Source organism: Caballeronia sp. (assembly GCF_028292365.1).
Taxonomy (GTDB): Bacteria; Pseudomonadota; Gammaproteobacteria; order Burkholderiales; family Burkholderiaceae; genus Caballeronia.
Genome location: NZ_JAQGMM010000351.1, coordinates 1 through 5,813, shown reverse-complemented (window position 1 = coordinate 5,813; position 5,813 = coordinate 1). Strand labels below are relative to the sequence as shown.

Annotated in this window: 4 protein-coding genes; 1 reads left to right on the top strand and 3 read right to left on the bottom strand. The window is 63.4% G+C overall.

Features of this window, described 5'->3' with window-relative positions:
- A partial coding sequence (locus JWR14_RS21085) for an ATP-binding protein (RefSeq protein ID WP_299710909.1) occupies positions 1–397 on the top strand: 397 nt, incomplete at its 5' end.
- Here the strand turns inward: JWR14_RS21085 and JWR14_RS21080 are convergent.
- The 3 genes from JWR14_RS21080 to JWR14_RS21070 all read right to left on the bottom strand — a co-directional run.
- Positions 375–2,198, bottom strand: coding sequence for an FAD-dependent oxidoreductase (locus tag JWR14_RS21080; protein ID WP_299710906.1), 1,824 nt, complete (start codon positions 2,196–2,198; stop codon positions 375–377). The two genes, JWR14_RS21085 and JWR14_RS21080, sit on opposite strands and share 23 nt — an antisense overlap.
- Positions 2,195–3,274, bottom strand: coding sequence for a DedA family protein/thiosulfate sulfurtransferase GlpE (locus tag JWR14_RS21075; RefSeq protein ID WP_299710903.1), 1,080 nt, complete (start codon positions 3,272–3,274; stop codon positions 2,195–2,197). The genes JWR14_RS21080 and JWR14_RS21075 overlap by 4 nt, the downstream gene beginning before the upstream one ends.
- A gap of 395 nt (positions 3,275–3,669) precedes the next feature.
- Positions 3,670–5,813 (bottom strand): DUF748 domain-containing protein (locus tag JWR14_RS21070; protein ID WP_299710900.1); only part of this gene is annotated, 2,144 nt, incomplete at its 5' end.

Sequence of the window (5,813 nt, the reverse complement as noted above, 5' to 3'; positions counted from 1 at the left end):
TGAGATGTGGGCTAACGCTATCATGTCCCGGCGCGCAATCAGCAACGTGGTGGTCAACGCGGTGCGTTATGCCGGAGCCGGCACCACGATCCGGCTGACCGGCATCGAAGACGGGCAAGGGGCACTTATCGTGATCGGTAATCAAGGGATGCGAGTAGCGCCCGACGATCTCGCGCGCCTGTTCGACCGGTTTTATCGCGGCGATGCAGCCCGCAGCGAGTTCACGGAATCGAGCGGCCTGGGGCTGTCCATCGTGCAGGCGATCATGCGGCTGCACGGCGGGTCGGCGTCGGTGAGTTGTTCAGCGGACGGCTGGATCGAATTCACCCTTCGATTCGCCGCCCTGCCGAATTCCACCCCGCATTCCACCCTGCCTACTCCACCGCGCCGGCCTTGAGCGCCAGCTCCTGACGCTCGGCCAGCAGGCCGTGAATCTGCGATACCACCGCCGCGCCCTCGCCCACCGCCGCCGCCACCCGTTTCGTGGATGCCGAGCGCACGTCGCCAATGGCGAACACACCCGGCACGCTGGTTTCCAGCGAGGTCGAGCCGTCAGCGTGACCGCCGTGGGCAGCCGGTCCCGTCAGCACGAAACCCTTGCCGTCCGTGTTCACGTTGCAGTTGCGCAGCCACGCCGTGTTCGGATTGGCGCCGGTGAAGAGGAACAGGTGCCGCACGTCGAGCGTGAGCGGACCCTCAGGCGTCTTGCAGTGCACGGCGGCGAGCGTCCGGCCATCGCCTGCCAGCGACTCGATCTGCGTGCGTGTATGCACCGTCACGTTCGGCAATGCCGCGATCCGGTCGATCAGATACTTCGACATGCTTAGCTCGAGCCCCGGCCCACGGATCAGCAAATGCACGCGCGCGGCATGCGAGGCGAGATATACCACCGCCTGGCCGGCCGAATTACCGCCGCCCACCAGCACGACTTCCGAGCCCTTGCAGAGCTTCCCTTCGACGGGCGACGCCCAGTAATACGTGCCGCGCCCCTCGAATTTGTCGAGCCCAAGAATGTCCGGCCGCCGGTAAGCCGCGCCGGTCGCGATCACCACCGTATGCGAGCTCACGCGCTGCCCGTCCATCAGCTCGATCTGGATCGGCATGCAGTTGCAGTGAAGCGCCTTGATCTCCGTCGGAATGGCGATGTGCGCGCCGAACTTCTGCGCCTGCACGAACGCGCGTCCCGCCAATGCCTGGCCGGAGATGCCGGTCGGAAAGCCGAGATAGTTTTCGATCCGCGAACTCGCGCCGGCCTGGCCGCCGGGCGCGCGGCAATCGAATACCGCCACCGACAACCCCTCGGACGCCGCATACACGGCCGTCGCTAATCCAGCCGGCCCGGCGCCGACGACCGCGACATCGTAGATATGCGCAGGATCGAATTCCGGCAGCCAGCCGAGTTGCGACGCGAGCTGGTTCTCATCGGGCGCGCGCATCACCGTGCCGTCAGGACAAATGACCAGCGGGAAATCCGCCTTCGATGTCGAGATCCGCTCGAGCAGCGCAATGGCTTCGGGATCGGTACACGCGTCGATCACCGTGTGCGGATACCCGTTGCGGCTCAGGAAGCCCTGCAGCGATACCAGCCGTCCATCGTCCGACTGGCCCACGAGAATCGGCCCGCTGCCCTTTTCAATCAAACCAACGCGACGCAGGATCAGCGAGCGCATGATCCGTTCGCCGAGTTCCGCTTCCGCCACCAGCAGCGCGCGCAGCCGTTCGGGCGCGATCAGGATGGCTTCAACATCTTCTATCGCGTGACCATCGACCAGTGCCGGCTTGCCTGACAGCTGGCCGACTTCCGCCAGATATTGCCCGGGGTCCGCCTCGGTCACCAGATGCACGTGGCCCAGTCCGTCGCGCCGCGTCACCCGCACCCGGCCGTTCAACAGCACGAACATGCCCGGACCGGGCACGCCGACTTCGAACATCAGTTCGCCTGCACGCCAGTACTGCACCGTGCCGAAGCGCCGCATGCGGTCGATTTCCTCGACCGTCAGATACGGGTACATCTGGTGCTTGCGGCTCTGGAGCGGCGAGAACGGAGCGTCGGCCGCGGCTTCTGCCGGCGCCGCGGCGGCTGTGTCGTTCGTGATCGAGTTGAGGTTTTCCGTCGCAGCCGGCGGACTGTCGCGCCATTCCGGTTGGCCGTGGCCATGGTTGGGCCCTTCGTTGATCCCTTCGGGCGTAGTACTCATGCGTGGCGATCTCCATGCAGGTAGACGGCGTCATGCAGCGCGCCTTTGTCGGCGGCCGGCGCTTTCGCGGGCCACGGGCACATGGCGGCCATTTCGCCCAGGTCCTCGCGCGCGCCGCCGAAGTCGGTCAGCGGCTTGAGGTCGAGACCGGCGAGACGCCAGGCGTCGAGGCCGCCGGTCAGCGGCACGACGTCCTTGAAACCCGCATTGCGGAGTGCCTTGGCCATCCACGCCGCCGAGACCTCGTTCGGACACGAGCAATAAATGATGATTTTCTGATCCGGCTGATAACTGTCCACGATCTTATGCAATTCGCGTTCATCGGCGAAAACGGAGCCTGGGATCACGAAAGGATCAAGCACACGTTTTTCGGCGGAACGGATATCGAAGATAGCGGGCAGCGGTTCGTTCTCCATCAGCGCATACAACTCGTCGACGGTAATGCGCGCCGTTTCCAGCGTCTTCATCAGCATCTTCCGGCGCCAGTAGCGATAGGCCACGTAACACGCCAGCGCGACCGCCACGACCAGCAGCGCCTGCTTGCCGAGCCGCGCGATCATGGCGAACACCATGTCGAGTTCAGCCGCGAAGACCACGCCTACCGCGAGACCAACCGCGGCCCATAACGCCACGCCCCCGCCGTCATGCGCAATGAACGAGCGCGTGCGCACGCCCATTGCACCGGCGAGCGGCACTGAAACCAGCGACAAACCCGGAATGAATTTCGCGACGAGCAGCACACGCACGCCCCACTGGCCAAAAAAGCGCTCGGTCTTCTTCACGCAGGTATCGCGTGACAACGAGAGCTTGCAGATGGTCTTGAGCGTGCGGTCGCCGTAGCGCCGACCTCCCAGGAACCAGACGAGATCGCCCAGCACTCCGCCGAGCACGGCAATGCCGAGCATCAGCGCGAGATGGGGCCACAAGGCCTGGCCGTTGAAGCCCATCATGGCTACCGATGCACCGACTACGATCAGCGTTGGCATCGCGGGAACAGGCAGGCCGAGCGCTGCGCCCATTACGTTGAAAAAGACGATTGCCGGGCCATACCGGTCAGCCAGATCATGCAACAGCATGGGATTCTCCTGCAGGTTGTGCAGCGCTGGATTCGGGTGTGGAGAGCCTGAACGCCGTGGGCGCTTTGCGCAAAGCGCTTACTTTATACGGCTCGTTTGACGGCTTTGCGATGAAGCGCGATGAGTCCGGGAACGCCGCTGGAGGCTACGCCGGGCAATGAGCCGCTCCGCGCAACACTGGGCTGTTCCTAGCCACTCCGCGTTCCCGTCATGCGCGCCGCGATGCGCCGCTGCATTCATGAAATGAGTGTAGCGCGGATTGGCAAGATTGCCGATGGTCGCAGCGGTTTCGGTTTGTTCGGCGCGCACGGTCCAAAACGCATGCCTGAACCTGCTTGTTTCCGCTTCTTTGTCGCTTCGTCGCCATGTTGCTATGGTGCTTCGTCGCGTTGCCATCACTTCAGCCCGAAGTCTACCCGCGTAGGTGCACCCTTGTCCTTGATACCCTCTGCGTTGAGATGGGGCGCGACGATGAAGATCCGCTTGCTGTCGATCTTGCCCTCGAAATATTGCTTCACTACGGCCGCGCGCCGCTGCGCCAGCGCACCGAGCGCGCCCTCGTCCACCGGCGCGTGCTCCGCGAGCACGGCCTGCATGTCGGCGTCGGGCACGCTCTTCGTCATGCCGATCAGGTTGCGCGGTTTCTTGAAGTCCGCGCTTTTATACGCTTTCGTCAGGAATTTGCTGTATTCATCGGCGGAAATGGGGATGCTCATTGGATTGATGTTCGGATTGTCTTCGCTCGCGTCCTTCATCTTTGCCAGTCGCACTTGGCGGTCAACGTAGGCCGAACGCAACCCGGGTTCGTCCAGCGCCGGATCCACCCGCGCCGATATCTCCAGCGTGATCGACGGTTTGTCAGCTAGCGCCTTGGCGATGGTGTCGAGTTTCTCCTTCGACGCGTCGCTCAGCGTGGCCGAACCCGGATCGAACTCCACGTAGCCGAGTTCTTCGGGGTTCTTGCCGCCGAACGCGTTCGCAATCAGCGAGAACGGCGCCGTCACCGCGCGCTCGAGCAAGTGAACAATTGCCGTCCACACCAGCGCGCCTACCGAGAATTGCGGATCCGAAAGCGAGCCGGAAATGGGAATATTGACGTCGATCTCGCCTTTCGAATTCTTCAGCAGCGATACCGCAAGCCGCACCGGCAATTTGGTCGCGGTGGTGTTGTCGACGTGATCGCCGAAGGTGAGTTGATCGATGAAAAGATGGTTGTTCGCGGTGAGCTTTTCGTCGGCGAGCATGTAGTGCAGGTCGACGTTGAGCTTGCCCTTCGTGATCGGATAACCCGCATATTTGGTCGAATACGGCGAGATATTCGGCAATTCGACATCGTGCGCGCTCGCGGTGAGATCCAGCGACGGTTTCGCGATCAGCGGATTCACGACCCCTTTGATCGATACCGGTCCGTTCGCCGACAGTTTTGCGGCGACATCAACGGGAGCCGGCGTGGTCGAGTGCGTGCCAAATGCGCCGATCGTGCCAGTGATTGAAACCAGGTTCGCGGTGAAATTCGGCTTGATGAAGTTATCGGTGTAGGTCACGCGGCCGTTTTGCAGCACGAGCTGGCCAAAGCGCAAATTCGCCGATGACGACGCGGTTTTCGGCGCGACAGGCGTTGCGACCGGTGCGGGGGCTGCGGGTGCGGAGGCTGGCGTCGTGGCGGCGACCGTGGTGGCCGCTCCCTTGTCCTTTGCCACGATATCCGTGAGATTGAGCTTGCCTTGCGCGTCGAGCAGCACGCGGCCGTAGAAGTTCGCAAACGTGATGCGCGCGGCCTCGACGTCGGCGCCTCGTTCGTCGTAGCGGGCATTCAGCTTGGTCAGGCCGAGCAGTTTCCAGCCCGCCAGTGGGTCCGAATTCGCCCGGTCGATCAGCCGCACGTTCGACAACGACACATCGCCCTTGTAACCGGCCTTCAGCGCGCGTCCTTCACCCGAGAACGACGCGTCGCCGTTCGCGCTCAGCAGCGCGCTTGAAACGGTCGCGTTCAGGTTGCCGCCGAAGTACGGCTCGAACGCCGATGCGTCGAGCGCGTTGGCGTCAACGTGCAGCGCGAGGCTCAGCGGTTTAGCGGTCAGCGTGCCGGCCACGGCGAGCACGCCTTTGCCGTTCATCGTCAGCTTGCCGTCGATAGCGAGCGGTTTCGTGAGGTCGTCGGTGACCTGCTTGACGCCCAATTGCAGCGGCGCAATGTGCAGTTTTACCGGACGCGGTGTGGATTCGTCGGTGAAATCGGCGCTGCTGTCATTGAGCGACACCTGGGCGATCTGATAACGCCACGCCGGACCCGCCTCATTCGCCTTTTCGACCTTGCGCGTCGCGCTGGCTTCCGGCGCGGTTTCGTGCGGACCGGCGAGCGCGGCGAGATCGATACTGCCGTCCTTCAGGCGTTTTGCATCGATGGAAAGACCGTTCAGCACGACGCTGTCCAGCGCCGCCGTGCGCGCCGCGACATCGATCTTCTGGATCTTCGCTTGCGCCGAACCCAGTGCGATGGGTGCCGTGTTATTCGACTGCGGGACCAGCTTCAGCGACT